Consider the following 26,716-nt stretch of genomic DNA (forward strand, 5'->3'; position numbering starts at 1 on the left):
TTGAATAACGACGTAAAAATGGCGATTACCCAGAACTGACGTAAAATTGGAAAGGCGAATAACCCAAAATCGGCATTATGAAGGCAACAAGCGACATCCTCATCATCGGCGGCGGTATTATCGGTCTGGCGATCGCCGTTGAATTGAGACAAAGAGGAGTCCAGGTAACGGTTCTCAGTCGGGATTTTCAACAGGCAGCCAGTCATGCTGCGGCTGGAATGTTAGCCCCTCACGCCGAACAGATCCCCCCTGGCCCGATGAAAGAGTTATGTCTGCGATCGCGGTGGTTGTATGGCGATTGGGTGAGTAAATTAGAAGCTTTAACAGGCTTGGAAACAGGTTATAACCCCTGTGGTATCCTCGCCCCCTTTTTTGAAATACCTGAACAAAACGAATCTCCTTCCCCTGCGTCCCAATGGTTAGATCGGGAAACCTTGCGGCTTTATCAGCCAGGTTTAGGAGAAGAGGCGATCGGTGGTTGGTGGCATCCCGAAGACGGTCAAGTAGATAATCGCAAATTAGTTAGTGCTTTACGACAAGCTGCCCAACAATTAGGGGTAAATCTCCAAGAAGGCGTAACCGTTCAAGCTCTACCGCAAAAGAACAGTCGAATTCAAGCAATTTTCACCAATAAAGGCGAATTTCAAGCAAATACCTATATTTTAGCAACAGGTTCCTGGGCAAAGGAATTATTACCGCTTCCAGTCGAACCCATTAAGGGGCAAATGTTAGCATTGCGAATGCCCGTTGATCCCCATCAACCCTTACCTCTGCAACGGGTCTTATTTGGCCCGAACACCTATCTAGTTCCCCGACGAGATGGGCGTTTAATTATCGGGGCAACGGCGGAAAAGGTGGGTTGGCTTCCCCATAATACGCCCCAGGGCATTAATACCTTATTAGAACGGGCGATCCGATTGTTTCCCGCCTTAGCAGATTGGACAATTGAGGATTTTTGGTGGGGCTTTCGACCGGGTACACCTGACGAATGGCCGATATTAGGGACTAGCTCCTGCGATAATTTAATTCTGGCCACAGGTCACTATCGCAACGGTATTTTATTAGCTCCCGTCACTGCCCAATTGATCGCCGATTTAGTCACCACTCAACGCCGCGATTCCCTAATAGCAAACTTTAACTGCAAGCGTTTTTTCCGCAAATCTCAACCGACCCTATCTGGCAAAACCATGACCCTCCTCTCCCCATCTCCCCACCTTCCCATCTCCCCATCCACTCCCACCGAAGACGTACTAACCATTGCCGGTCGTCCCTTTGTTTCGCGGTTAATGACGGGAACGGGCAAATACCCCAGCATTGAGGCCATGCAGCAGAGCGTTGAACAAAGTGGCTGTCAAATTGTCACGGTAGCAGTGCGACGAGTACAGACAAATGCCCCAGGTCACGAAGGATTAGCGGAGGCTTTGGACTGGTCAAAAATTTGGATGTTACCCAATACGGCTGGTTGTCAAACGGCAGAAGATGCGATTCGTGTGGCCCGTTTAGGTCGAGAAATGGCCAAGCTTTTGGGACAAGAAGATAATAATTTTATTAAATTAGAAGTTATTCCTGATACTAAATATTTACTACCCGATCCCATTGGCACTTTGGAAGCGGCGGAACAATTGGTTAAAGAAGGGTTTGCAGTGTTGCCCTACATTAACGCTGATCCCCTATTGGCCAAACGCTTAGAAGAGGTGGGGTGTGCAACGGTAATGCCCTTGGGTTCTCCTATCGGTTCAGGGCAGGGTATTCGTAACGCGGCCAATATTGGCATCATCATCGAAGAGGCAAAAATTCCCGTCGTGGTAGATGCGGGCATTGGTACACCCAGTGAGGCAGCCCAGGCGATGGAAATGGGAGCGGATGCGGTCTTAATTAATTCGGCGATCGCCCTAGCGGCTGATCCTGTGAGTATGGCACGGGCGATGGGGATGGCAACAGTAGCGGGACGTTTAGCTTATTTGTCGGGACGAATGCCGATCAAAGCCTATGCCAGTGCAAGTTCCCCATTGACTGGCTTGATTGTTTAAGGAGTTAGAATTATGCCTTTAAGAATGAAATTAAAAGTCGGGCGATCGCTTTTGGGTAGTGATTCGATAGTAGTGGTGGTCTAAATAGGGCTTGCTGAAAAAGTCAAAAAACGAAAGAAATGTGGGTTAGGGAAGTATGGACTGAAAAAGCATAGATAACTTATCCTTATGGAAACAAATCAAAATACAGATTTTGTTTAATCTATTGTTCCTTTCTGTCTAAAAAGGTCAACACAAATCACTCCTCACAAAAGAGAGGAAAATTAACACCATTTTTCACAAGAAAAACGACTCTACAACTTTTTACTTTTTGTCTTCTGAAGTAGAGTAGAAAGATTCATTACCAAAAAGTTCATCGCAATTACCGTTTCCGAGGTCTCAGGTAGTTTGGCCATCACTCGACCAAGACTAAATTTCCTCTTTCCCTGTCCGAATTTACCCTCAATGGCATTACGCACTCTTTCATCTGAGCGTGCCTCTTTCTTTTTTTCTTTGCTCACCTCTTTCGGCGGTCTTCCCAATCGGGGACCACTCATTCTTATATCCCTTTCTTTACAATAAGCTCGATTCGCTTTTGTTCGATAGATTTTATCCACATGAACCGATTCCGGCACTGGTATCGTCTAGCTAGAAGCTATAAACGTTGCAATACAAGAGGTTCAACAAATCAGGCGAATTTGGAGTAAGTCCTCCCAAGTTAACCCTTTTTGAATTATACCGAGAGCTACCGCAGGAACTTTTTTCGTCGTAAAATGGCTGCGAACAAAGTTATGAACCATCCAGAAAATATCTAGCACTCGCTGTAATCCCACAACAGATTTAGCATAAGTATTTGTTCGACGACGAAAGGCGGCTAAATAGCGTCGTAGAGAACTATTAAATGCCTCAACGTGGTTGGCATGAACATCCTTGTCTTCTGGTTTTTCTGTTGTCTCAGGATGTTCAGTTTTCGGAGTTTCTACTTTCTCTAGTTTACCCTCAGAATCTCGACGTTTACTACTCTTATTTTTTAATCTTACCACCATACCCTTCGGTAATACTTTGGTGGGACGACCTCGCTTCCCAGTCCTTAATACTTCGTGACAAATATTAAATAGCAGTTGACTATATCGCTTTTCTCCATCTGTAAATAACTGGAGAGATTCTGCACTCCTTTCAAATAATTCCGCTACCGTCATCATTGCTTCTAGAAATAATTTCTGCTCTTTTTTACCACATTTTAAATGCCAAATAAAGCGGCTAGCCCTGTCCATGAGCACGATTGTCCACCCCTCAGAGGCACTTGCTTCTTTATTTTTTCCAACTTTTGTGTATAGTTCATCCCCTTCTATTACTAATTTAACAAATTCATTCACTAAGGCGTATAAAAATAATGTCTCTTGTAATCCTGATAATTTCTTTTCCCAATTCAATATTGTTGTTTTTGCGTAGCCGAATACTCGGGCTGCTGCATTTAATCCTATTCCTTCCATTCTGGCTTTTAATACTTTTACAATTTCACTTAATGGGGTTTCTAAGCCAGCGATTACGCTACCATAAGTCTCAGCAAAACAAGAACCACATTCTTGACAGATGAACATTTTACGTTCCCCGTTACCTTTCGTTTGGTAATGAGAATGTATTTTTACTTTTTCACTATAGCAATGAGGGCAGTTTTTCTGAAATAAGGCTTCCTCTTTCTCTTGAGGTAAGCCAATATCACTTAGGAGGTCAATTGAGCTTTTATTCAATGTTGACATTGCTTTCCGTTTTCCCTTTCTTTAATATAATGACAATAATAATAGTATAACAAAAACGGGAATATGTCCAGTCGTAAGTTATTTTCTATTTTCTCAAACTCTTACACCATAACTTTTTCTAGCTTTGATCACACGATACCAGTACCCCGATTCCGGATAACATCCTGTTTCCCTTTTATATTCTTCTATTCGCGCTTGTAAATCTCCCGATTCGTTGTAATTATCCCAACTTAATTTGTCTAAGAAGACAAAGCCATTCACATTACTTGCCGATATTTTAGCTCCAAACTCTACTGCTTTTCCCACTTTTCCACGCACTATTGGACGCACGTGAGGTTGGCTTACACTCACAATTCTGTTTTCTACTTTATTTGTCTTTTTTTCATACATTTCTAACTGTTGCTCATACACTTTTCCTATCGTTACAAGCTCTTCTTGCTCTTTTTTCGTTAGTTTTTCTAACTTTGCTCCCTCTTCTATCATTTTTTCTATATGAGACAAGTTTCTTTTTATATATCCTAGTTGTTTTTTTGTTCCTTTTCTTCTTTCTTTTTTTGACACACGACGTTTTTTTGCTATGGCTAAGTACTCTTTTCTTGCCACTTCCCTATAAGTCCTCGGCTTTTCTTTCCTTTTCTCTTTTATTTCTTCATACAGCTTATCTATTATTTTTTCTGTTTTTTCTCTGGCATCATTCAATATTCCTATATCCGTTGGATATTTTATATCTGCTGGTGTACAAGTCGCATCTAACAATAACTTTCCTTCATTTTCTTTTTTTTCTGACGCTACACCCGTCGCTTTTTTTTCTATTTCTTTATTAATTTTATTTATTTATTAATTCCATTCCTATTTTTTTACGAAAATGAACCATCATTGACGCACTAAATGCTTCTTTGCTACTATAGCTTTCCATTCCTATAAAGTACTGTAAATAAGGGTTCTCTTTTATTTGTTCTACTGTTTCTCTGTCACTTTTTCCTGAAATTTCTTTGATAATTAATGCTCCTAATGCCATTCTAAATGATTTGGCTGGGGCTCCTTTTTTTTCTGTGAAGTTTTTTGCATATTCTTCCTCATATTCTTCCCAAAGAATCATTTTTGACATTTCTATCCAACGATTTTCTTCGTCTAACTGCCCGCCGAACAGATTTTTCAAGTTTTCTGGTGTTTCAATTGAGTACTGTTGCTTTCGGTACATCTGCTTTCTCTCTTCTTAATGCAATGGTTTTGAGGCATTCTACCCTATTTTCGTGCATTCTAGCGGTTCTTAATTCGCCTACTATTTTTCTCCGTAAAGGTTTCAGCTTTTTTCAGCAAGCCCTAAATAGCTTATATGGCAGGGATGATGTAGAATATCAACTAATATAAATTTTTCTCAAATCTATCCCCTAAATCAACGTTTTTATGACTAACATTTTTGCGCTATTATTTTTTGTCTTAAATCAATTGACAGTAGAACAGCAATTGGCAGAGAAATATTGTCTCTCAAAGACTAATTTTAAACAGCCTTGCCCAAGTTGTGGCTCTTATCACACTATTAAGAATGGTTCCGCCCATAATGGTAAGCCCAAAAATCTATGTAAAGACTGTGGTCGCCAGTTTGTTATTAACTCTAGTCAGAAGGTAATCGTTCAGGGGGACAAAATCTGATAATCTAAAAGTCATGGAAGAAAAACAGCTACTAGAGACAGCCGAAATTGACGAAAATGATTGGGAGCAAACCCCAGTCAGCGTCAGAAATCTGGTGGTAAAATTATTCGATAAGATAGAGCAACTAGAAAAACACCTCAAAGAATTGCAGGAAACAAACGAAAAGATTAGCGAAAAAGTCAATCAGAATTCTCAAAACTCAAATAACCCTCCTACGTCAGAGCCGCTAAATGTTGAAATTCCCAAGAAAAAAAAGAAACGCGAGTCGGGAGCATCCCAGATTTGCAATGAGTAAAAGTACTCAGGCAATAGCTTCATTGAGATAAGCACAGCGTAATCTCAATATTTGAGGAACGTTTTCTGACTTCCAACAAGCCCCTGCTATTTGTATTCTCTTGCCAATTTGTTTGATTTTTGACTCTACACTTCCTGAGCCAATGCAGATACCTAAGTCTTGATAGAGTCCATAATCTGGCATTCTGCTTTCATGTTTCTTCATATAATTGATGAAGTTAATTGCTTCCTTTTGTTTTGAACCGTTCAATTCTTTAATTGCTGAATCTTGCTCCCCTTGCCATAAGTACGTCTCTATTTGCCTCTTTACCTTTTTTGAAACTTTCACTTTATGGATATTTTCCACCAAGTGATACCAATCCAATACTTCCCTTCTTTCGTCTTTATCCCTTATCTTTTCTATCAGATTCCAAATCCCATCATGTCCATCTCCTAAGCAAGTTACTACTCTCGCTAATGGTTGATTATTTGTCCAAGCGATTAATTCTTCCTGCGCTTGAAAAAATGCCGCACATACCTGACCATGTAAGCTTACTGCTTTATAATTTTTGGTTCTACCAGAGTTGCTAGGTAGGGCTTGCTGAAAAAGTCAAAAAACGAAAGAAATGTGGGTTAGGGAAGTATGGACTGAAAAAGCATAGATAACTTATCCTTATGGAAACAAATCAAAATACAGATTTTGTTTAATCTATTGTTCCTTTCTGTCTAAAAAGGTCAACACAAATCACTCCTCACAAAAGAGAGGAAAATTAACACCATTTTTCACAAGAAAAACGACTCTACAACTTTTTACTTTTTGTCTTCTGAAGTAGAGTAGAAAGATTCATTACCAAAAAGTTCATCGCAATTACCGTTTCCGAGGTCTCAGGTAGTTTGGCCATCACTCGACCAAGACTAAATTTCCTCTTTCCCTGTCCGAATTTACCCTCAATGGCATTACGCACTCTTTCATCTGAGCGTGCCTCTTTCTTTTTTTCTTTGCTCACCTCTTTCGGCGGTCTTCCCAATCGGGGACCACTCATTCTTATATCCCTTTCTTTACAATAAGCTCGATTCGCTTTTGTTCGATAGATTTTATCCACATGAACCGATTCCGGATAACATCCTGTTTCCCTTTTATATTCTTCTATTCGCGCTTGTAAATCTCCCGATTCGTTGTAATTATCCCAACTTAATTTGTCTAAGAAGACAAAGCCATTCACATTACTTGCCGATATTTTAGCTCCAAACTCTACTGCTTTTCCCGCTTTTCCACGCACTATTGGACGCACGTGAGGTTGGCTTACACTCACAATTCTGTTTTCTACTTTATTTGTCTTTTTTTCATACATTTCTAACTGTTGCTCATACACTTTTCCTATCGTTACAAGCTCTTCTTGCTCTTTTTTCGTTAGTTTTTCTAACTTTGCTCCCTCTTCTATCATTTTTTCTATATCAGACAAGTTTCTTTTTATATATCCTAGTTGTTTTTTTGTTCCTTTTCTTCTTTCTTTTTTTGACACACGACGTTTTTTTGCTATGGCTAAGTACTCTTTTCTTGCCACTTCCCTATAAGTCCTCGGCTTTTCTTTCCTTTTCTCTTTTATTTCTTCATACAGCTTATCTATTATTTTTTCTGTTTTTTCTCTGGCATCATTCAATATTCCTATATCCGTTGGATATTTTATATCTGCTGGTGTACAAGTCGCATCTAACAATAACTTTCCTTCATTTTCTTTTTTTTCTGACGCTACACCCGTCGCTTTTTTTTCTATTTCTTTATTAATTTTATTTATTAATTCCATTCCTATTTTTTTACGAAAATGAACCATCATTGACGCATTAAATGCTTCTTTGCTACTATAGCTTTCCATTCCTATAAAGTACTGTAAATAAGGGTTCTCTTTTATTTGTTCTACTGTTTCTCTGTCACTTTTTCCTGAAATTTCTTTGATAATTAATGCTCCTAATGCCATTCTAAATGATTTGGCTGGGGCTCCTTTTTTTTCTGTGAAGTTTTTTGCATATTCTTCCTCATATTCTTCCCAAAGAATCATTTTTGACATTTCTATCCAACGATTTTCTTCGTCTAACTGCCCGCCGAACAGATTTTTCAAGTTTTCTGGTGTTTCAATTGAGTACTGTTGCTTTCGGTACATCTGCTTTCTCTCTTCTTAATGCAATGGTTTTGAGGCATTCTACCCTATTTTCGTGCATTCTAGCGGTTCTTAATTCGCCTACTATTTTTCTCCGTAAAGGTTTCAGCTTTTTTCAGCAAGCCCTAGGTAAAATTAAGAAACAGAAGCAAAACTTAGCTCACATCGTAGCACAAAGTTGTCGAAGTTTCTAAACCCATAACTGCGTCTCTTAATTACCTTTAGCTTATTATTTATTCCTTCTACAACCCCTTGAGTTGTTCTATTATCAAAATAAGCCACTATCTCCCCTAACCATCTTCTTATTACCCCACAACTCTTCGGTAAATAGTATATCGCTTTTCGCATCCAGTTGGTTATTCTTAATAAACCATCCGCCCAGTTTTCACAGGTGTTAAATAGGGCTTGCTGAAAAAAGCTGAAACCTTTACGGAGAAAAATAGTAGGCGAATTAAGAACCGCTAGAATGCACGAAAATAGGGTAGAATGCCTCAAAACCATTGCATTAAGAAGAGAGAAAGCAGATGTACCGAAAGCAACAGTACTCAATTGAAACACCAGAAAACTTGAAAAATCTGTTCGGCGGGCAGTTAGACGAAGAAAATCGTTGGATAGAAATGTCAAAAATGATTCCCTGGGAAGAATATGAGGAAGAATATGCAAAAAACTTCACAGAAAAAAAAGGAGCCCCAGCCAAATCATTTAGAATGGCATTAGGAGCATTAATTATCAAAGAAATTTCAGGAAAAAGTGACAGAGAAACAGTAGAACAAATAAAAGAGAACCCTTATTTACAGTACTTTATAGGAATGGAAAGCTATAGTAGCAAAGAAGCATTTAATGCGTCAATGATGGTTCATTTTCGTAAAAAAATAGGAATGGAATTAATAAATAAAATTAATAAAGAAATAGAAAAAAAAACGACGGGTGTAGCGTCAGAAAAAAAAGAAAATGAAGGAAAGTTATTGTTAGATGCGACTTGTACACCAGCAGATATAAAATATCCAACGGATATAGGAATATTGAATGATGCCAGAGAAAAAACAGAAAAAATAATAGATAAGCTGTATGAAGAAATAAAAGAGAAAAGGAAAGAAAAGCCGAGGACTTATAGGGAAGTGGCAAGAAAAGAGTACTTAGCCATAGCAAAAAAACGTCGTGTGTCAAAAAAAGAAAGAAGAAAAGGAACAAAAAAACAACTAGGATATATAAAAACTGGACAGTGGGAAGTTCTCGAGGCGTGTAAGTGGAGAAAAGAAAATCGGACATCCGATACAAAAGAGTGCCGTTATGTCCGAAACTGGCTGATATAAGAAAATCGATAGCCAGTGCTATCTATCAATTATGCAACTATGTCAGCGACTAGAGCAAATCCTCAATAATCTCCGTCCAGCCTTTAGCCGAGAAGCAACGTTCCAATGGTTTATCCTGTTAGTCTGGGGAGTAGTGCTCAACAGCCAACCCAGCGCAATAACTAGCTATGTCAATGCCATTGGCTGAACAGAGAGCTACTACAATCAGGCTCTACATTGGTTTGATTCCAAGGCGTTTAGCGTCGAAGGACTAACTTTACAATGGTCAAAGTGGCTAAGTCAGCATGAAAGTCTATACAGAATTAAAGGGAAACGGGTGTATGTGGGTGATGGCATCAAAGTGGGGAAAGAAGGACGCAAGATGCCAGGTGTAAAACGACTACACCAAGAATCGGAAGATGTGTCCAAGCCAGAGTGGATAAGGGGTCATTACTTCAATGCCTTGAGTATTTTGGTGGGAGTAGGGAAAGCCTGCTTTGCCTTGCCCTTAGTGTTGCGGCTAGACGATGGCATCAAGTCCAAAGCAACCGAGAAGGGGGAGGGAAAAGGCAAAAAAAAGGTGAAGACGAGCCTGGTGACAAAAATGGCTGACCTTTGTGTTACTTACGCAGAGGCAGGGAGTTATGTAATTTTGGATGCTTATTTTGCTTGCGAACCAGTGCTCAAAAGTTTTCGCCAGAACGCCTTGCATCTAATCACAAGAGTGCGTTGCTCCACCGTCGCCTATGCCCCCTTTTGTTCCGTGCCGACGCTGACGGGGAGAGGACGACCACGGATTTGGGGGAGTTCGATAAAACTAGAAAAGCTGTTCGCTCTGGCGGCGGACTTTCCGACAGCTAAAGTCTGGCTCTATGGTCAACAAGTCACGGTTTCTTATCAGTGCTTTGAGTTCCACTGGGATAGTCCCCATCAGCTCGTCAAGTTTGTTCTGACCCAATTGCCTAACGGACGACGACTGATTCTGCTTTCTACTGATCTCTGTTTGACTGGACCTGAGATTATTGCCGCTTACGGTCTCCGATTTAAGATTGAAGTCACTTTTCGTCAATTAGTCCATCTTTTGGGCAGCTTTGCCTATCGTTTTTGGCTTAAGAGTCTTCCTACTTTACCTACCTGGCCCAGCAATCTTATCCTCAGTGACTATCCACAAGCTGTTCAGACTCAGATTTTAAACAAGGTAGAAGCCTTTGAGCGTTTTGTTAACCTTAATGCCATTGCTTTAGGGCTACTTCAAATTCTCGCCTTAGAGTTACCCCAGGGGATTTGGGCTAATTTTCCTCGATGGTTTCGGACATTACCATCCCATGGCTACCCTAGTGAACGGATTGCTCAACTAGCCCTTCAACATCAAGCCCAAATGATTTTTCCTCAAAGTCCACCCAGTCTGCTTTTGCCTAAATTCCTTACCGCTAAACTTGCCTCTTCCCCAAGCCCTGATATGCTTACTTTCGTCGCATAGTCATTACCTTATCTGGCATCCATAAACTTTCCACTGTCCAGATAAAAAGAAACTTGTCTCATATAGAAAAAATGATAGAAGAGGGAGCAAAGTTAGAAAAACTAACGAAAAAAGAGCAAGAAGAGCTTGTAACGATAGGAAAAGTGTATGAGCAACAGTTAGAAATGTATGAAAAAAAGACAAATAAAGTAGAAAACAGAATTGTGAGTGTAAGCCAACCTCACGTGCGTCCAATAGTGCGTGGAAAAGCGGGAAAAGCAGTAGAGTTTGGAGCTAAAATATCGGCAAGTAATGTGAATGGCTTTGTCTTCTTAGACAAATTAAGTTGGGATAATTACAACGAATCGGGAGATTTACAAGCGCGAATAGAAGAATATAAAAGGGAAACAGGATGTTATCCGGAATCGGTTCATGTGGATAAAATCTATCGAACAAAAGCGAATCGAGCTTATTGTAAAAAAAGGGATATAAGAATGAGTGGTCCCCGATTGGGAAGACCGCCGAAAGAGGTGAGCAAAGAAAAAAAGAAAGAGGCACGCTCAGATGAAAGAGTGCGTAATGCCATTGAGGGTAAATTCGGACAGGGAAAGAGGAAATTTAGTCTTGGTCGAGTGATGGCCAAACTACCTGAGACCTCGGAAACGGTAATTGCGATGAACTTTTTGGTAATGAATCTTTCTACTCTACTTCAGAACTGGACAGTGGGAAGTTTATGGATGCCAGATAAGGTAATGACTATGCGACGAAAGTAAGCATATCAGGGCTTGGGGAAGAGGCAAGTTTAGCGGTAAGGAATTTAGGCAAAAGCAGACTGGGTGGACTTTGAGGAAAAATCATTTGGGCTTGATGTTGAAGGGCTAGTTGAGCAATCCGTTCACTAGGGTAGCCATGGGATGGTAATGTCCGAAACCATCGAGGAAAATTAGCCCAAATCCCCTGGGGTAACTCTAAGGCGAGAATTTGAAGTAGCCCTAAAGCAATGGCATTAAGGTTAACAAAACGCTCAAAGGCTTCTACCTTGTTTAAAATCTGAGTCTGAACAGCTTGTGGATAGTCACTGAGGATAAGATTGCTGGGCCAGGTAGGTAAAGTAGGAAGACTCTTAAGCCAAAAACGATAGGCAAAGCTGCCCAAAAGATGGACTAATTGACGAAAAGTGACTTCAATCTTAAATCGGAGACCGTAAGCGGCAATAATCTCAGGTCCAGTCAAACAGAGATCAGTAGAAAGCAGAATCAGTCGTCGTCCGTTAGGCAATTGGGTCAGAACAAACTTGACGAGCTGATGGGGACTATCCCAGTGGAACTCAAAGCACTGATAAGAAACCGTGACTTGTTGACCATAGAGCCAGACTTTAGCTGTCGGAAAGTCCGCCGCCAGAGCGAACAGCTTTTCTAGTTTTATCGAACTCCCCCAAATCCGTGGTCGTCCTCTCCCCGTCAGCGTCGGCACGGAACAAAAGGGGGCATAGGCGACGGTGGAGCAACGCACTCTTGTGATTAGATGCAAGGCGTTCTGGCGAAAACTTTTGAGCACTGGTTCGCAAGCAAAATAAGCATCCAAAATTACATAACTCCCTGCCTCTGCGTAAGTAACACAAAGGTCAGCCATTTTTGTCACCAGGCTCGTCTTCACCTTTTTTTTGCCTTTTCCCTCCCCCTTCTCGGTTGCTTTGGACTTGATGCCATCGTCTAGCCGCAACACTAAGGGCAAGGCAAAGCAGGCTTTCCCTACTCCCACCAAAATACTCAAGGCATTGAAGTAATGACCCCTTATCCACTCTGGCTTGGACACATCTTCCGATTCTTGGTGTAGTCGTTTTACACCTGGCATCTTGCGTCCTTCTTTCCCCACTTTGATGCCATCACCCACATACACCCGTTTCCCTTTAATTCTGTATAGACTTTCATGCTGACTTAGCCACTTTGACCATTGTAAAGTTAGTCCTTCGACGCTAAACGCCTTGGAATCAAACCAATGTAGAGCCTGATTGTAGTAGCTCTCTGTTCAGCCAATGGCATTGACATAGCTAGTTATTGCGCTGGGTTGGCTGTTGAGCACTACTCCCCAGACTAACAGGATAAACCATTGGAACGTTGCTTCTCGGCTAAAGGCTGGACGGAGATTATTGAGGATTTGCTCTAGTGGTCTGTCAATTTTCTATTTGTGGATAAAGACGCTTGAGACGGATACGAGCCTCAGCCGTCGTGAATTGCCAATCTACCGACTTTTGGGAATGATTGCGCTGAGTGTACCAAGCCGTTGTTTCTTGCTCTAAAGTTTCCCGATCTGGAATTCGACGAGCTAGGCATTGCCGAGTCATTGCGGACAGCTCGTTTTCAGCAATATTAAGCCAACTGCCATGTTTTGGGGTATGGTGAATTTCCAACCGTTCGACTAGACGACGAGCCGTGGAAGGCTCAAATGCTTCATATAGTGAGGCAAGTTTGTGAGTATTTAGCTGATCACATACTAAAATGACTTTGTCGTTATCAGCATAGTCGTTATCGAGTAAATTCTTAATTTCTGTTGCCCAGTCAACCGATGTTCTACGTTCACTGACAACTGTCTTTCGCCACCCAGACAAGGGTTCTGTAAACATAAAGATATTGGCTGTTCCATTGCGTTCATATTCGTAATCATGCGCCTCTGGCTGTCCAGGTTTGGCTGGTAGAGGAAGGCGGGTTTCTTTGACCAATTGTATAGGTTGCTCATCCATGCAAATCACTGGACAATTGGGGTCATAGGGTCGGTGATAAATTTCTAGAACATCTTCCATGTTAGACACAAATTCGGCACTCTTTTCTGGTGGAATCACGTACATCTGTCGCAGATGAGGTTTTAGTTCGTTTTTTTTAACACTTGACGCACGGTTTCGTGACTAATTGCTGGCACAATTTCTAACTCGACCGCCTTGTCGGCTAGTAACCTCAATGTCCAACGGGCTTGACCAGCAGGCGGTTCTCCACAACGTAAGGCGATTAGTTTTGCTTCTACCTCTCCATCAATAATCGGTTGACGAGGCGGCGTTTTGCGGGGCTTGCGGCTTAATGCTGACTCCACACCTTCATTGACCAATCGCTCCCTGAGATTGGCGACTGTGTTACGGTGACAACTAAAGGCGGCGGCAGCTTCCTCATCCGTCCATCCTTGTCCATTCACATCAATGTTTAACAGAATATTGGCGTGCTTAATTTTGTAAGCCGCTCCTTTGCCGATGGATACCAAATCTTTTAGGGTCTGACGTTCTTCTTGACTTAATCGGACAATATAGGTCTTGAGCATGGTTACTTATTACGATATCTGTTGAGGTAATGAATAGCCTCTCCATTTTCCCTCAAATTCACAATCTTTAGCTTGACAGACCACTAGTCGCTGACATAGTTGCATAATTGATAGATAGCACTGGCTATCGATTTTCTTATATCAGCCAGTTTCGGACATAACGGCACTCTTTTGTATCGGATGTCCGATTTTCTTTTCTCCACTTACACGCCTCGAGAACTTCCCACTGTCCAGCCTATAAGTCCTCGGCTTTTCTTTCCTTTTCTCTTTTATTTCTTCATACAGCTTATCTATTATTTTTTCTGTTTTTTCTCTGGCATCATTCAATATTCCTATATCCGTTGGATATTTTATATCTGCTGGTGTACAAGTCGCATCTAACAATAACTTTCCTTCATTTTCTTTTTTTTCTGACGCTACACCCGTCGCTTTTTTTTCTATTTCTTTATTAATTTTATTTATTAATTCCATTCCTATTTTTTTACGAAAATGAACCATCATTGACGCACTAAATGCTTCTTTGCTACTATAGCTTTCCATTCCTATAAAGTACTGTAAATAAGGGTTCTCTTTTATTTGTTCTACTGTTTCTCTGTCACTTTTTCCTGAAATTTCTTTGATAATTAATGCTCCTAATGCCATTCTAAATGATTTGGCTGGGGCTCCTTTTTTTTCTGTGAAGTTTTTTGCATATTCTTCCTCATATTCTTCCCAGGGAATCATTTTTGACATTTCTATCCAACGATTTTCTTCGTCTAACTGCCCGCCGAACAGATTTTTCAAGTTTTCTGGTGTTTCAATTGAGTACTGTTGCTTTCGGTACATCTGCTTTCTCTCTTCTTAATGCAATGGTTTTGAGGCATTCTACCCTATTTTCGTGCATTCTAGCGGTTCTTAATTCGCCTACTATTTTTCTCCGTAAAGGTTTCAGCTTTTTTCAGCAAGCCCTAATTGAAAAAGGGTTAACTTGGGAGGACTTACTCCAAATTCGCCTGATTTCTTGAACCTCTCGTATTGCAACGTTTATAGCTTCTAGCTAGACGATACCAGTGCCGGAAGCTCGCATTATCTAAAATAATCACAATCTTCGGACCATTCTTTTCAAAGTCTTCTTTTTTATTTCCTTGTTCTATCCATTCTCTTTGTATGTCTTTGTAAAATTTTAATAATACACTCTTGAAGTTCTGAGAGTTACCAGTGGGAATCAAATCAACCCACCGTTTTTTGTCAGTATATCTAATACCACCCATTACATTGACTCTTCCTTTTCTTCTATCTCCCCTCACTTTTTTACGCTTTCCTTTTTTTGTCCAATGTTTTCTCCGTATTACTCTTAAGCTGAAGCCACTTTCATCCCAAAACCATATCTGGATTGATTCTGGCTTTTCTTTCAAAAGCTTCTTGTACTCTTCAACTTTCTTTCTAAATTCCTCTCTTTTTTGCTCATCTTTTTTATCTTCTAGACTATATTTTGCCCAAATATAGACAAATCGCTTTTTTTTAAGCATATTTCTAAGTTGTGTATTTCCTAACAATATACCCGTTTCTTTTTCCATATGAGTTGATAGTCTTGCTACTGTCCAACGTCCAAATTCATATCCAAACTCTTCAGGCTCTTTGATTATTATCTCCGTCAATTTCTCTATGTATTCTTCTGTTACTTTCCTGTGATTTCCTTTTTTTCTTTTGTCTCTTAAGCTTTCTATCTCTTTCGGATTTCCATTATTACACCAGTACCACACTTGTCGTTTGCAACATCCTAATAATCCTGATATTTCATCATACGTTTTTCCTTCATTTCTCAGTAACATAATCAATATTCTCTCTCTTGTAACTGCGTGCTCTTCCGTTTTAAGGGCTTTTTGTAGCTCTTTCTTGGTCTTTTGGTCTAAGAAGTTTAACGTCAGCATAGTCATACAAAAAAGTAAGTCTATATATTCTACCTTATATCCACTTAGGGCTTGCTGAAAAAAGCTGAAACCTTTACGGAGAAAAATAGTAGGCGAATTAAGAACCGCTAGAATGCACGAAAATAGGGTAGAATGCCTCAAAACCATTGCATTAAGAAGAGAGAAAGCAGATGTACCGAAAGCAACAGTACTCAATTGAAACACCAGAAAACTTGAAAAATCTGTTCGGCGGGCAGTTAGACGAAGAAAATCGTTGGATAGAAATGTCAAAAATGATTCTTTGGGAAGAATATGAGGAAGAATATGCAAAAAACTTCACAGAAAAAAAAGGAGCCCCAGCCAAATCATTTAGAATGGCATTAGGAGCATTAATTATCAAAGAAATTTCAGGAAAAAGTGACAGAGAAACAGTAGAACAAATAAAAGAGAACCCTTATTTACAGTACTTTATAGGAATGGAAAGCTATAGTAGCAAAGAAGCATTTAATGCGTCAATGATGGTTCATTTTCGTAAAAAAATAGGAATGGAATTAATAAATAAAATTAATAAAGAAATAGAAAAAAAAGCGACGGGTGTAGCGTCAGAAAAAAAAGAAAATGAAGGAAAGTTATTGTTAGATGCGACTTGTACACCAGCAGATATAAAATATCCAACGGATATAGGAATATTGAATGATGCCAGAGAAAAAACAGAAAAAATAATAGATAAGCTGTATGAAGAAATAAAAGAGAAAAGGAAAGAAAAGCCGAGGACTTATAGGGAAGTGGCAAGAAAAGAGTACTTAGCCATAGCAAAAAAACGTCGTGTGTCAAAAAAAGAAAGAAGAAAAGGAACAAAAAAACAACTAGGATATATAAAAAGAAACTTGTCTGATATAGAAAAAATGATAGAAGAGGGAGCAAAGTTAGAAAAACTAACGAAAAAAGAGCAAGAAGAGCTTGTAACGATAGGAAAAGTGTATGAGCAACAGTTAGAAATGTATGAAAAAAAGACAAATAAAGTAGAAAACAGAATTGTGAGTGTAAGCCAACCTCACGTGCGTCCAATAGTGCGTGGAAAAGCGGGAAAAGCAGTAGAGTTTGGAGCTAAAATATCGGCAAGTAATGTGAATGGCTTTGTCTTCTTAGACAAATTAAGTTGGGATAATTACAACGAATCGGGAGATTTACAAGCGCGAATAGAAGAATATAAAAGGGAAACAGGATGTTATCCGGAATCGGTTCATGTGGATAAAATCTATCGAACAAAAGCGAATCGAGCTTATTGTAAAGAAAGGGATATAAGAATGAGTGGTCCCCGATTGGGAAGACCGCCGAAAGAGGTGAGCAAAGAAAAAAAGAAAGAGGCACGCTCAGATGAAAGAGTGCGTAATGCCATTGAGGGTAAATTCGGACAGGGAAAGAGGAAATTTAGTCTTGGTCGAGTGATGGCCAAACTACCTGAGACCTCGGAAACGGTAATTGCGATGAACTTTTTGGTAATGAATCTTTCTACTCTACTTCAGAAGACAAAAAGTAAAAAGTTGTAGAGTCGTTTTTCTTGTGAAAAATGGTGTTAATTTTCCTCTCTTTTGTGAGGAGTGATTTGTGTTGACCTTTTTAGACAGAAAGGAACAATAGATTAAACAAAATCTGTATTTTGATTTGTTTCCATAAGGATAAGTTATCTATGCTTTTTCAGTCCATACTTCCCTAACCCACATTTCTTTCGTTTTTTGACTTTTTCAGCAAGCCCCACTTAGAGTGATGACAGCTTAGTTGCATAATTGATAGATAGCACTGGCTATCGATTTTCTTATATCAGCCAGTTTCGGACATAACGGCACTCTTTGGTATCGGATGTCCGATTTTCTTTTCTCCACTTACCCGCATCGAGAACTTCCCACTGTCCAGTTCCTATGACTCCAATCAATATTCCCCCTGTGCTGGCGGACTGGTGTTCACAGAGGCTGGGCCCCTTTACTGTTTTGAAAACCTATCTCCAGGAGCAAAGAGACTCCCCGGTATGGCGTTTATCCACAGAAGCAAAGATTGTCTATCTCAAGGCTTATCACAGCCTGACAAAATGGGGGATGGAAGTCCATGCCTATGAAAACTGGGTAGCAGCGTTAGGCACTCAAGCACCGCGATCCCTGGCCGTCTTGGCAGAACCGATTCCAGCTATTTTGCTCACAGAATTATCAGGGTCAACAATGGATTGTTTAAAGCTTGAGCCAGAACAAGAACAAATCCTTTGGCGATCAGCCGGTGCAACCTTAGCGCAACTTCATGCTCTACCCTCTGGCCAATGGTTTGGTGTTCCCTTACGAGATGGCAGTCCTTTAGCCGAGTTTCCAGAAACCAATCCTGTCAATCTCATCTCCAGTTCTCTAGAAGCTTGGCTCCGACGAGGTGTCAATGACAATTTGTTAATGGCAGATGAAATCCAAACCATTCAGCAAGCCCTGGCGATCGCTGATGTCTTTGCCGGAGAAGAGCCAACACCCTGTCATGGAGACTATCAACCTCGAAACTGGATAGTTGCTCAGTCAGGGATTTGGCAAGGCGTGATTGATTTTGAACACGCTCGTTGGGATTTAAAAATGAGTGATTTAGGCTACTGGTGGGATCGGGGTTTACGAGAACGTCCTCATTTAAAAGCTGCGTTCTGGGATGGGTATGGAAAGTTAGGGGAACTAGAACAAAGACAGTTAGTGATTATTCGTATTTTGGGAGCCACTGGTAGAGTCATCTGGGGTCGTCAATATGGCGATCAAGCTACGGAAAAACTAGGTCATTGTGTACTCAAGGAACTTTCACAAGCATCCATAGAACAAACCAGCTAAAAGCTTAAACTAGCTGCAAAGAAGACAAAACTTTCGTCTTGACAGTGGCCGGTTTGCTGGGTGCTGGGAGAGGACACTTGACCAAATCCGCTAATTCTTGAAGTTGACTAATGGCTTCTGCCCCTTCTAGCTTCATCAATTCTCGATCATCTCGCATCTCAGTCCAGGTAATCCCATAATCTGATACCAAAAAACGGATCAGATGATCGTCTCCCAAGCTAACCATAAAAGATGCACTGTTAAGTTGGCCGCCACAGGTATAGCAGGATGCAAGGTAGCCGCGATTTTCTAGCACGATCGCTAAGGCCTGCAAATTCATAACTAAATCTTGAACAAAATCTCGATGCTGTTGTGCTAGTCGGGTAAACACGTTGCCTCCTGGGTGACACTTCTAAAATCTTAATACTTTTTTAAGATTTTTTTCAATAAAATCGTGTAAGTAAAATATACATGGTTAAAAAAGAGGATGATATCTAGACTCCGTTAAGGCTAACCTAGATTACCCTTGCTGTCTCGTATCAATCGTTACCTCTGGACGACTTCTGTTAACAAGTCCTCAAATTTCGCTAAGGGAATTGTTAAAGGCGAGGATAATATCGCCGATGACGAAGGTGAGTTGGAGATGGTTTCGTCCTCCCTAACTCCATCATGCCCATTTTCCAGGTCATTTGATGATACTGGAGGAAATAACTTAACAGTTTTATGAAGAAATTGTTACAGATAGGTTTGCTTGCTCTAATGCTCAATATCCTCAATCAGCTTAGGAACACCACTGGTTAAGACTTCAGAGCCATTGTGAGTAACTAAAACATCGTCTTCAATACGAATGCCAATCCCTCGCCATTGCTCCGGCACTTCTGGCTGCCCTTCCGCCGGTTTGATGTCAGGGGAAATATAAATGCCAGGTTCGACAGTGAGTACATTGCCGGTCTGTAACGCCTGCCAAGTTTCTTCGCCGCTCTTATAAACGCCGACATCATGAACATCGAGACCAAGCCAATGTCCGGTGCGGTGCATATAAAAAGGTTTATATTTTTCCTCTTTAATAATTTCTTCGATATCACCGACTAATAAATCTAGTTCCATTAAGCCTTCTACAATCGTCCGAACGGCGGTATCGTGAATTTGATTGTAGGGATTACCCGGCTTTACCTGCTCAATGGCATTGAGTTGAGCCTGTAGAACAATTTCATAAAGGGTCTTTTGTTCTGGGGTAAATTTACCACTCACTGGAAAAGTACGGGTAATGTCGCCATTGTAGTAACTGTAGGAACAGCCTGCATCAATGAGAATGAGGTCATTTTCCTGAACGGCTTGATCGTTATTAATATAGTGGAGAATACAAGCATTGACTCCGGTGGCCACAATGGAAGGATAGGCTGGCCCTAAACCACCCTGTAGTCTAAAGGTATGTTCAATTTCTGCCTGAATTTGATACTCGAAATGACCCACCTGGGCAAATTCCCTAGCACGGTTATGGGCCTCGGCGGAGATAATACAGGCTTTTCGTAATAGTTCTAGTTCTGTCTCACTCTTAACCAGACGCATGGGGTGAAGGAGATGGTGGGGATTTTCCATTGCTTTGGGGCCAGTTCCTCGCTTGGGATAGGTGGCCATTAATTTTTGCCAATGGCTGAGAATAATTTCATTAAAATGATGATCCCGTCCTAGATGGTAATAGATGCGATCGCATTTTTCGAGATACTGGGGTAATTTTTCATCGAGTTCAGCGATGGAATAGGCTTCATCGGCTCCATAACGTTCTTTCGCACCTTCGACACCATGAAGATAGCCTGTCCAGGTTTCCTTTTCAGGATCTTTGGGCTGGACAAAAAGAATAAATTTATGTTCTGCGTGATGGGGAGCGAGAACAACCACCGCTTCTGGTTCGTTAAAGCCCGTTAAATAAAAAAAATCACTATCCTGCCGAAACACATATTCCACATCATTGTGCATTACCGCAGTCGGGGCACTTTGAAAAATCGCGGTTCCCTGTCCTATTTTCTCCATAAGGCGATCGCGGCGTTGACGGTATTCGGCTTGACTGATGTGCATAGGTGGAATCGAAAATCAGTGAGATAGGAGGATTGGTGATAGTTTTAACTACTGTAGCTCGATTGTTTGAACAGGGCAACGAGGGCAACGACCACCAGAAAAACCACTTTGGCATTGTAGTTGAGCGGTTACGATCTTAAATCGTGCTTATCCCGAAGAACCTAAAAGATAACCACCGAATCTAAATGTCTCAATTAGGACAAGCTAAACAAAACCAGTCTAAATTAAGCCAAGATTGACAAGGCGGAAAGCTGAGATCGTCCCCCGATAGTCTTCCATTGCAGAAGAGATTAACTGGCCAAATATTCCTGAATAGAAGATTTGCGTTTGCGGAGTTTGCTTAAGGCTTCTCGCTCTATTTGTCGAACTCGCTCACGGCTAATGTTCAGTAATGTACCAATTTTTGCCAGGGTTAGGGGTTGACCATCGGTTAAGCCAAAGCGGAGAGCCAAAACTTCTCGCTGTTGGGGCGTGAGATCAGCCATCAGATTTTCTAAATCCAATTGGAGAGAAGCATGGGTGGCAAAATCTTCCGGTTGAGGGCCGGTATCTTCTAAAAGTTCTCCTAGTTCCGTGTCCTGGTTATCACCCACCTTAAGGTCTAGGGACAGAGGCTGTCTGGCCCGTTCCAGGTATTCTCGGACTTGCTTGGGCGTAATTTCCAATTCCTGGGCCAATTCGACAACCGTAGCGGCCCGACCTTTTTCTTGCGCCAGTTGTCGTTGCGCTTTTTTGATCTTGTTGAGTTTTTCGGTGATGTGGATAGGTAAGCGAATAGTACGGCTCTTTTCCGCGATCGCCCTGGTAATGGCCTGACGAATCCACCAGTAAGCATAGGTTGAGAAGCGATAACCCTTGGTCGGATCAAACTTTTCGACCCCTCGCTGCATCCCAATAGTGCCTTCCTGAATTAAATCCAGTAAGTCTAAATTGCGCTTCAGATATTTTTTCGCCACTGATACCACTAGGCGCAGATTAGCTTCCACCATTTTGCGTTTGGCCGCTTCTCCCGACGCGATCGCTACCAAGAGTTCAGACTCTGATAAACCAGCCTGGTCAGCCCATTGAGCTTGACTCGGTTCCTGGCCCAACTGCTTGGTTAGGGTTGCCTTGAGTTCAAACAGAGCAACAGAACGCTGAATGCGCTTGGCATAGAGAATTTCCTCTTCATGGCTGAGAAGGGGAACACGACCAATTTCCCGTAAGTAAGCTCGAACCGGATCTGGGCTATTTTTCGCAGTCTTCATGACGAAATATAAGAATAAAAATTAGGTCTAAAGCAGAGTCAGGGTTAAACGAGAAAAACAAGACAACAAAATAACTGGGTAATCAAAAACGAAATTTCCTGGGTATCGATAATGACTAAGCCGCTAGTCCGAAGACCAAATTTTAAAAAGTTTACTGATCAAAGAGGATTCATTAAGGAGGCTTCCTTAACAATACTAAACAAATCTTTACATTTTGTAAAGTTGTCGTTAAGGTTCAGAGCAAAGTTCCCTGGCCCGGCCGACACAGAATATACGAACTAAAACTGCGGCAAGCCAGAGGGAGTCTTAGAATGGTCGTGCTGGCCTTGGAAACGGCTAGACATTTTGTTTTTTTTTAGATAATGGACTGAAATGCTGAGTAATAATACTGGGGCTACCGCAAGGTTTCTGTTCATCTGGTACAAAAAAATAAAAAAGGGTCTGATCTTCTCAAGATGCAATTTTTAAGCTCTGCCCCAGAACGATCCCATGCCAAGCACGGATCAAGACGGGAATTGACGAGTATGATGATGAAAGGCAATTTTATTGACCCTTGTATTTTCTCTCTGTTCCTTTTCTGCTATGCAATTAACCCCCCAGGAAAAAGATAAATTACTGATTTTTACTGCCGCCCTCCTAGCTGAAAGACGTAAAGCGCGTGGTCTTAAATTAAACTATCCTGAAGCTGTTGCCTACATTTCTGCGGCTATATTGGAAGGGGCGAGAGACGGTCAGACCGTTGCCGAATTGATGGGTTTTGGGGCAACCCTACTGACTCGTGCCGATGTGATGGAAGGCATTGCGGAAATGATTCCAGAGGTACAGGTGGAGGCAACTTTTCCTGATGGCACCAAATTAGTCACCGTTCATGATCCCATTCGCTAAGTTTACTGTCTTTTCTTTCACATTACTGCCAAACTTATACTAATCTAGACGACTTTGGGGAGACCATGACCATGATTCCAGGAGAAATAGTAACTGTCCCAGGAGAGATTGAAATTAATACCGGACGGGAAACACGACAAATACAGGTGGCCAATAGCGGCGATCGCCCCATTCAGGTGGGTTCCCATTTCCATTTTTATGAGGTCAATACGGCCCTTTTGTTTGATCGGGAAGTGACCAGGGGAATGCGTTTGAATATTCCGGCTGGAACGGCTGTTCGATTTGAACCAGGGGATGAAAAAAGGGTGGAATTGGTTGCTTTTGTGGGAGAACGTCGAATTTACGGCTTTAATGGTTTAGTGGAAGGTTCTTTGGATGGGTGTGACCTTTAGTTGATGAAGGAAAAGAAAAGTGTTAACATGAGATGAAAAGTGACAAAGAGGAAACAATGATGACAGCAAAACTAATTAATGTAGAGGGTTCAAAGATAAAAATAGAACTAACATTAGAACTCAGTCGTTCAATGTTGGATACAGAAATAAATATTCAAAAAGGCTTAAACGAAGTAGGTTGCATCGCCAGCAAAGAAGCCTTGAAATATTTAGATACAGATGGTTCACCCTTAAAAATCGGTGAAGAAATCTGGAAGAGTAAGGGAGAGCAACCGAAAGAATATCAAACACCTTATGGTGAGGTTATAGTGAATCGTCATGTATATCAGCGTTCACCTTTGAGGAAAAACGTATTGCCCCTTAGAAAGAGAAGCAAGGATAATCATAACATCAACGCCATTATTGGCAAAACAGGTATCCTCAAAAATGTCAGGGATGGCAGGCAAAGAGGTGAAAAATGATTTATTAGAAAATCATGGTAGAAAAGTAGCGCTATCCTATATCCAAAGATTGAGTGAAGCAGTAGGAAGTGTGGTACAGGCAAAAGAAGAAGCGTGGAGTTATGCCCCGCCCAAGGAGGATAGCCAAATTGCAACAGTGGGAATAGGATTAGATGGAACCTGTATGCTGATGTGTGAGGATGGCTACCGTGAAGCAATGGTGGGAACCGTTTCCCTATACGATAGTGAAGGCGAACGTCAACCTACAATCTATCTAGGTGCGGCACCAGAGTATGGAAAAAAGAGTTTTCTAGAAAGATTAGAAAGAGAAATTGAGCGAGCGAAAAACCGTTATCCAGAGGCAACATTGGTCGGGATAGCAGACGGGGCAGAATCAAATTGGAAGTTTTTAGAAAAGCAAACGGAAGAACAGATATTAGATTTCTATCATGCCTCTGGTTACTTAGGTGCCTTGGCAGAAGCGTTGCATCCGAATACCGTGTCAAAACAAAAAGAATGGTTGACTGAAAATTGTCGAGAACTCAAGCATGAAAAAGGAAAAGCAGGAGAACTGCTAAATCTGATGAAAGAAGTCAAAGAAGAAAAAAGTCATTCTAAGAATCTTACCGAGAAACTACAAGCGGCGATTACTTATTACGAGAATCATCAGCATCAAATGGATTATGCTGAATACTTAGAGAAAAAGTATCCGATTGGTTCAGGTGTTACGGAAGCAGCTTGTAAGACGTTGGTCAAACAACGATTATGTTGTTCAGGAATGCGATGGAAGGAAAAAGGAGCAGGAATTATTTTGAGCCTACGAGCTTTGGTATTGACCAAGGAACGATGGAGTCAATTTTGGGCAAAACTTGATCAATATGGGTTCCCTGTAGAACCCTGATTACAACAGCTTTTATCAACTAAAGGTCGCACCCCTTTGGATTAGCAAGCAAGATGGGCGATCGCCGAAAACTTAAACAGATGGCAGCCAATCTTCTCCTTAGTTTAGGAGGTGTTGGTTTTGGGATCATTGTCATGGAAATTGGGTTACGAATTGCAGGAATTAGTTATCCCAGTTTTTATCAGGTTGATCCCTATCGGGGTCACGCTTTAATTTCCAACTATTCCGCCCAATGGACTCATGAAGGCAACGGTTATGTTTCCCTTAATCAGGATAGTTTGCGGGACAAAGATCATGATTTCGTTAAACCGTCTAATACCTATCGGATCGCTATTTTAGGAGATTCTTTTTCCGAAGCCATTCAAGTCAACGCCGAAGAAACTTTTTGGGCAATTCTAGCAGAAAATTTATCCGCCTGTGCTGCTTTTACTGGTAAAAAAATAGAAGTGATTAACTTTGGAGTAGGAGATTACGGAACGGCTCAAGAGTTGATGACTCTCAAGCATGAAGTCTGGAAATATAAACCCGATCTGGTACTGCTAGAGATTTTTACGGGTAATGATTTAGTCAATAATTCTAAAGCTCTGAGTCCCAGCGATCGCTTTGCGCCGTTTCTTGTTAAAAAGCAAGGGAAATTTGAATGGGATATGTCCTTTCAAGACAGTGATACCTATCGTCGTCGCGGAAGTCAATTTCGCCAAGCCCTATTTTGGTTAATTAATCATTCCCGTGTTTTACAAGTTATTAATGAAGCTAAACGGGCCATTACCACCCATCAGCCCTTAGTGGGCAATGCCAGTAATAGTAATAAAGATGATAAAACTGCAATTATTCCGGCTCTAGATTTTGATGTCAATCTCTATCGAGAACCCCAGGATCAAAACTGGCAAGAGGCTTGGGAGATTACCGAAGCCTTATTAAAGGAAATGAATCAAGAGGTGAAAGCCAAAGGAGCTAAGTTTTTAGCCGTAACATTGAGTAATCCTCCCCAGGTTTACCCCGATCTTCAGGTTCGAGAAGCCTTAAAACGCCAAGGTGCTACTAATCTTTTTTATCCCGATCAGAGAATCCAAAAAATAGGTCAAAGCAATGGCTTTGAGGTACTCAATCTAGCTCCTACTTTTCAACGTTATGGGGATCAAAATAATGTCTTTTTGCATGGCTTCGATAATACGGCGATGGGGATTGGCCATTGGAACAAAGCAGGACACCAGTTAGGCGGAAAAATGATTGCTAATTATGTTTGTACTTGGCTGAGTCGTTAATAATCAGTTGAGTATAAACGTAGCTAAATTCACAGCCGAGGAAAAAGATTTGAAAAATCAGATAAATCCAGAGCAACAAAACCATCACATTACCAATCACACCGTAGGCTTGAAAACTTTCGCCAATGCGAATGATGCCATTGCTGACAAAATTTTGGAGTAACATTAATAATAAAGTTGTTAATAAGGCTCCTAGCCAAACACTTTGCCAGGTGATTCGACAGGAAGGTAAGACTTTAAACAGGGCCATGATCACGGTGGCAATCATGAGATAGGAGATACTAGCTTGCACACTTTTAAAGAGCAGCAAATCATCTAACTTCAACCAGGGTATTAAAGAGTGAAAATGATTAATGATTTCCATGACAATTTGCAGAATGAGATTGGACAGCATGGAGAGTAAAAAGACTAAAACGGTACTCAGAACCAATAAAAAGGCAAGAATCTTATCTTTAAAAAAAGCTACTATCTGATTTTTTAACCCTGATTGGGTTACGGATCTAGGTTCTAGTTTCCAGACTTTATTAACGCTACGGGTTAGGGCTTCAAAAATCTTACTGGCCGTCAGCAGTAGTAAGAAAAAACCGATCAAACCTGCCTCTAGACTGCTTTCATTGAGATTGAGTAATGTCTCCTGTACGATTTGATAGGGTTCAGGAGGAAGGGCATTTTTTGCCAAGATCAGTAATTGAGCATAGCTATCTGTTTTTGGCCCTAGTAACCATCCCAAAAGACTTAACATGACTAGACAGATGGGAAAAAGAGAAAAAAGAGCATAATAAGCAAGGGCTGCTCCCATTTCCAGGCAATCATCTTGCTGCCAATGCCAGACAGTTTGGAGTAGTAATTGAACGGGTTTGGATGGGAGAATTTGAGTTTGAAGAAACT

General features: G+C 41.0%; 20 protein-coding genes and 9 pseudogenes. 14 read left to right on the forward strand and 15 right to left on the reverse strand.

Annotation, left to right across the window (positions count from 1 at the left end; all coding sequences use genetic code 11):
- Positions 1-77: 77 nt before the first annotated feature.
- Positions 78-1,049: pseudogene (gene thiO / locus KA717_31890) on the forward strand (glycine oxidase ThiO).
- Between the two features lie 237 nt (positions 1,050-1,286).
- Positions 1,287-2,030 carry a thiazole synthase gene (locus tag KA717_31895; protein ID UXE64833.1) on the forward strand — a complete coding sequence of 248 codons (744 nt, stop codon included), beginning with the start codon at positions 1,287-1,289 and terminating at the stop codon, positions 2,028-2,030.
- A gap of 293 nt (positions 2,031-2,323) precedes the next feature.
- On the opposite strand, the pseudogene KA717_31900 reads toward KA717_31895, so the two are convergent.
- The 4 genes and pseudogenes from KA717_31900 to KA717_31915 form a co-directional block, all read right to left on the reverse strand.
- Positions 2,324-2,641: pseudogene (locus KA717_31900) on the reverse strand (transposase).
- Between the two features lie 48 nt (positions 2,642-2,689).
- Complete coding sequence (locus tag KA717_31905) at positions 2,690-3,769, reverse strand: IS1 family transposase (protein UXE60195.1); 1,080 nt, start codon at positions 3,767-3,769, stop codon at positions 2,690-2,692.
- A gap of 93 nt (positions 3,770-3,862) precedes the next feature.
- On the reverse strand, positions 3,863-4,525 hold the full coding sequence (locus KA717_31910) for a hypothetical protein (GenBank protein UXE60196.1): 663 nt from the start codon (positions 4,523-4,525) through the stop codon (positions 3,863-3,865).
- Between the two features lie 70 nt (positions 4,526-4,595).
- On the reverse strand, positions 4,596-4,970 hold the full coding sequence (locus KA717_31915; GenBank protein UXE60197.1) for a transposase: 375 nt from the start codon (positions 4,968-4,970) through the stop codon (positions 4,596-4,598).
- Between the two features lie 302 nt (positions 4,971-5,272).
- Between KA717_31915 and KA717_31920 the strand changes: the two are divergent.
- Both KA717_31920 and KA717_31925 read left to right on the forward strand, forming a co-directional pair.
- Positions 5,273-5,377, forward strand: a pseudogene (locus KA717_31920) (IS1 family transposase).
- A gap of 58 nt (positions 5,378-5,435) precedes the next feature.
- Positions 5,436-5,717 carry a hypothetical protein gene (locus KA717_31925; GenBank protein UXE60198.1) on the forward strand — a complete coding sequence of 94 codons (282 nt, stop codon included), beginning with the start codon at positions 5,436-5,438 and terminating at the stop codon, positions 5,715-5,717.
- A 6-nt stretch (positions 5,718-5,723) separates the two neighbouring features.
- Here the strand turns inward: KA717_31925 and KA717_31930 are convergent.
- The 3 genes and pseudogenes from KA717_31930 to KA717_31940 all read right to left on the reverse strand — a co-directional run bounded on the left by KA717_31930 (position 5,724) and on the right by KA717_31940 (position 8,199).
- Positions 5,724-6,266: pseudogene (locus tag KA717_31930) on the reverse strand (ISKra4 family transposase).
- 250 nt (positions 6,267-6,516) lie between these two features.
- A pseudogene (locus tag KA717_31935) lies at positions 6,517-7,854 on the reverse strand (IS5 family transposase).
- 132 nt (positions 7,855-7,986) lie between these two features.
- On the reverse strand, positions 7,987-8,199 hold the full coding sequence (locus KA717_31940) for a transposase (GenBank protein UXE60199.1): 213 nt from the start codon (positions 8,197-8,199) through the stop codon (positions 7,987-7,989).
- A gap of 176 nt (positions 8,200-8,375) precedes the next feature.
- Here KA717_31940 and KA717_31945 point away from each other — a divergent pair.
- The 4 genes and pseudogenes from KA717_31945 to KA717_31960 all read left to right on the forward strand — a co-directional run bounded on the left by KA717_31945 (position 8,376) and on the right by KA717_31960 (position 11,375).
- Positions 8,376-9,065: pseudogene (locus KA717_31945) on the forward strand (transposase).
- Between the two features lie 130 nt (positions 9,066-9,195).
- Positions 9,196-9,351: a hypothetical protein gene (locus tag KA717_31950; GenBank protein ID UXE60200.1), complete on the forward strand. Its 156-nt coding sequence runs from the start codon at positions 9,196-9,198 to the stop codon at positions 9,349-9,351.
- Between the two features lie 129 nt (positions 9,352-9,480).
- The gene (locus KA717_31955; protein ID UXE60201.1) at positions 9,481-10,623 is read left to right on the forward strand and encodes a transposase; all 1,143 of its coding nucleotides are present in this window, start codon (positions 9,481-9,483) and stop codon (positions 10,621-10,623) included.
- Positions 10,624-10,664: 41 nt separating this feature from the next.
- Positions 10,665-11,375: pseudogene (locus tag KA717_31960) on the forward strand (transposase).
- On the opposite strand, the gene KA717_31965 reads toward KA717_31960, so the two are convergent.
- The 4 genes from KA717_31965 to KA717_31980 form a co-directional block, all read right to left on the reverse strand.
- A complete protein-coding gene (locus tag KA717_31965) occupies positions 11,359-12,501 on the reverse strand; it encodes a transposase (GenBank protein UXE60202.1) in 1,143 nt (380 codons plus the stop codon). The pseudogene KA717_31960 and the gene KA717_31965 overlap by 17 nt on opposite strands.
- 274 nt (positions 12,502-12,775) lie before the next feature.
- A protein-coding gene (locus KA717_31970) for an IS630 family transposase (protein UXE60203.1) occupies positions 12,776-13,908 on the reverse strand; the annotation gives its coding sequence in 2 pieces (ribosomal slippage) (positions 12,776-13,488 and positions 13,488-13,908; 1,134 coding nt in all).
- Between the two features lie 141 nt (positions 13,909-14,049).
- A complete protein-coding gene (locus KA717_31975) occupies positions 14,050-14,733 on the reverse strand; it encodes a transposase (protein ID UXE60204.1) in 684 nt (227 codons plus the stop codon).
- Positions 14,734-14,885: 152 nt separating this feature from the next.
- Positions 14,886-15,824 carry an IS630 family transposase gene (locus tag KA717_31980; protein ID UXE60205.1) on the reverse strand — a complete coding sequence of 313 codons (939 nt, stop codon included), beginning with the start codon at positions 15,822-15,824 and terminating at the stop codon, positions 14,886-14,888.
- A 164-nt stretch (positions 15,825-15,988) separates the two neighbouring features.
- On the opposite strand from KA717_31980, the pseudogene KA717_31985 reads away from it, so the two are divergent.
- Both KA717_31985 and KA717_31990 read left to right on the forward strand, forming a co-directional pair.
- A pseudogene (locus KA717_31985) lies at positions 15,989-17,326 on the forward strand (IS5 family transposase).
- Positions 17,327-17,785: 459 nt separating this feature from the next.
- On the forward strand, positions 17,786-18,643 hold the full coding sequence (locus KA717_31990) for an aminoglycoside phosphotransferase family protein (GenBank protein ID UXE60206.1): 858 nt from the start codon (positions 17,786-17,788) through the stop codon (positions 18,641-18,643).
- A 4-nt stretch (positions 18,644-18,647) separates the two neighbouring features.
- On the opposite strand, the gene KA717_31995 is transcribed toward KA717_31990, so the two are convergent.
- From KA717_31995 to KA717_32005, 3 genes are all read right to left on the reverse strand, one after another.
- Positions 18,648-19,013 (reverse strand): DUF1815 family protein, encoded by a 366-nt coding sequence (locus tag KA717_31995; protein UXE60207.1) that lies wholly within the window; start codon positions 19,011-19,013, stop codon positions 18,648-18,650.
- Between the two features lie 365 nt (positions 19,014-19,378).
- A complete protein-coding gene (locus tag KA717_32000) occupies positions 19,379-20,698 on the reverse strand; it encodes an aminopeptidase P N-terminal domain-containing protein (GenBank protein ID UXE60208.1) in 1,320 nt (439 codons plus the stop codon).
- A 290-nt stretch (positions 20,699-20,988) separates the two neighbouring features.
- Positions 20,989-21,945 carry an RNA polymerase sigma factor, RpoD/SigA family gene (locus tag KA717_32005; protein ID UXE60209.1) on the reverse strand — a complete coding sequence of 319 codons (957 nt, stop codon included), beginning with the start codon at positions 21,943-21,945 and terminating at the stop codon, positions 20,989-20,991.
- Between the two features lie 582 nt (positions 21,946-22,527).
- Between KA717_32005 and ureA the strand changes: the two genes are divergently transcribed.
- The 4 genes and pseudogenes from ureA (at position 22,528) to KA717_32025 (ending at position 25,828) form a co-directional block, all read left to right on the forward strand.
- Positions 22,528-22,830 carry an urease subunit gamma gene (gene ureA / locus KA717_32010; protein UXE64834.1) on the forward strand — a complete coding sequence of 101 codons (303 nt, stop codon included), beginning with the start codon at positions 22,528-22,530 and terminating at the stop codon, positions 22,828-22,830.
- 71 nt (positions 22,831-22,901) lie between these two features.
- On the forward strand, positions 22,902-23,222 hold the full coding sequence (gene ureB / locus KA717_32015) for an urease subunit beta (protein UXE64835.1): 321 nt from the start codon (positions 22,902-22,904) through the stop codon (positions 23,220-23,222).
- 59 nt (positions 23,223-23,281) lie between these two features.
- Positions 23,282-24,563, forward strand: a pseudogene (locus KA717_32020) (ISKra4 family transposase).
- A gap of 80 nt (positions 24,564-24,643) precedes the next feature.
- Complete coding sequence (locus KA717_32025; GenBank protein UXE60210.1) at positions 24,644-25,828, forward strand: SGNH/GDSL hydrolase family protein; 1,185 nt, start codon at positions 24,644-24,646, stop codon at positions 25,826-25,828.
- Here KA717_32025 and KA717_32030 read toward each other — a convergent pair.
- Complete coding sequence (locus KA717_32030) at positions 25,797-26,627, reverse strand: YihY/virulence factor BrkB family protein (GenBank protein UXE60211.1); 831 nt, start codon at positions 26,625-26,627, stop codon at positions 25,797-25,799. The two genes, KA717_32025 and KA717_32030, sit on opposite strands and share 32 nt — an antisense overlap.
- Positions 26,628-26,716: the final 89 nt, after the last annotated feature.

The sequence above is a fragment of the Woronichinia naegeliana WA131 genome (genome assembly GCA_025370055.1).
Taxonomy (GTDB): Bacteria; Cyanobacteriota; Cyanobacteriia; order Cyanobacteriales; family Microcystaceae; genus Woronichinia; species Woronichinia naegeliana.

What these genes read in the sequence shown, in the direction of transcription:
- KA717_31895 (UXE64833.1), top strand. Translation starts at nt 1,287, where the DNA reads ATGACGGGAACGGGCAAATACCCCAGCATTGAGGCCATGCAGCAGAGC.
- KA717_31905 (UXE60195.1), bottom strand. Translation starts at nt 3,769, where the DNA reads ATGTCAACATTGAATAAAAGCTCAATTGACCTCCTAAGTGATATTGGC.
- KA717_31915 (UXE60197.1), bottom strand. Translation starts at nt 4,970, where the DNA reads ATGTACCGAAAGCAACAGTACTCAATTGAAACACCAGAAAACTTGAAA.
- KA717_31925 (UXE60198.1), top strand. Translation starts at nt 5,436, where the DNA reads ATGGAAGAAAAACAGCTACTAGAGACAGCCGAAATTGACGAAAATGAT.
- KA717_31940 (UXE60199.1), bottom strand. Translation starts at nt 8,199, where the DNA reads ATGCGAAAAGCGATATACTATTTACCGAAGAGTTGTGGGGTAATAAGA.
- KA717_31950 (UXE60200.1), top strand. Translation starts at nt 9,196, where the DNA reads ATGCAACTATGTCAGCGACTAGAGCAAATCCTCAATAATCTCCGTCCA.
- KA717_31975 (UXE60204.1), bottom strand. Translation starts at nt 14,733, where the DNA reads ATGTACCGAAAGCAACAGTACTCAATTGAAACACCAGAAAACTTGAAA.
- KA717_31980 (UXE60205.1), bottom strand. Translation starts at nt 15,824, where the DNA reads ATGACTATGCTGACGTTAAACTTCTTAGACCAAAAGACCAAGAAAGAG.
- KA717_32000 (UXE60208.1), bottom strand. Translation starts at nt 20,698, where the DNA reads ATGCACATCAGTCAAGCCGAATACCGTCAACGCCGCGATCGCCTTATG.
- KA717_32005 (UXE60209.1), bottom strand. Translation starts at nt 21,945, where the DNA reads ATGAAGACTGCGAAAAATAGCCCAGATCCGGTTCGAGCTTACTTACGG.
- ureA (UXE64834.1), top strand. Translation starts at nt 22,528, where the DNA reads ATGCAATTAACCCCCCAGGAAAAAGATAAATTACTGATTTTTACTGCC.
- ureB (UXE64835.1), top strand. Translation starts at nt 22,902, where the DNA reads ATGATTCCAGGAGAAATAGTAACTGTCCCAGGAGAGATTGAAATTAAT.
- KA717_32025 (UXE60210.1), top strand. Translation starts at nt 24,644, where the DNA reads ATGGCAGCCAATCTTCTCCTTAGTTTAGGAGGTGTTGGTTTTGGGATC.
- KA717_32030 (UXE60211.1), bottom strand. Translation starts at nt 26,627, where the DNA reads ATGGGAGCAGCCCTTGCTTATTATGCTCTTTTTTCTCTTTTTCCCATC.